The sequence below is a fragment of the Streptomyces sp. BE303 genome (assembly GCF_036290945.1).
Classification (GTDB): Bacteria; Actinomycetota; Actinomycetes; order Streptomycetales; family Streptomycetaceae; genus Kitasatospora.
Genome location: NZ_JAQYWZ010000365.1, coordinates 1 through 362, shown reverse-complemented (window position 1 = coordinate 362; position 362 = coordinate 1). Strand labels below are relative to the sequence as shown.

Annotated in this window: 1 protein-coding gene; it reads right to left on the bottom strand. The window is 65.7% G+C overall.

Features of this window, described 5'->3' with window-relative positions; genetic code table 11:
* A partial coding sequence (locus PUR56_RS06200) for an ABC transporter permease (protein WP_443034440.1) occupies positions 1-362 on the bottom strand: 362 nt, incomplete at both ends.

Below are 362 nucleotides of genomic sequence, written 5' to 3'. Positions count from 1 at the left end.
GCGACGGTGCCGATGAGGGCGTAGACGGCGATGAGGTATTTGTTGATGTTGATGCCGGCGAGGCGGGCGGCGGTGTCGTTGCCGCCGATGGCGTAGAGGTTGCGGCCGATGTCGGTGTATTTGAGGAGGATGTGGACGGCGGCGGCGGTGAGGATGAGGATCCAGACCATGACGGGGAGGCCGGCGATTTTGCCGCGGCCGAGGAAGACGAAGATGTCGTTGTTGAGGACGTAGCCCTGGGCGCGGCCGTCGGAGAGGAGTTGGGCGAGGCCCTTGTAGGCGGCGAGGCCGGCGAGGGTGGCGATGGTGGGGTTGACGCGGCCGTAGACGATGATCAGGCCGTTGAGGATGCCGACGAGGAT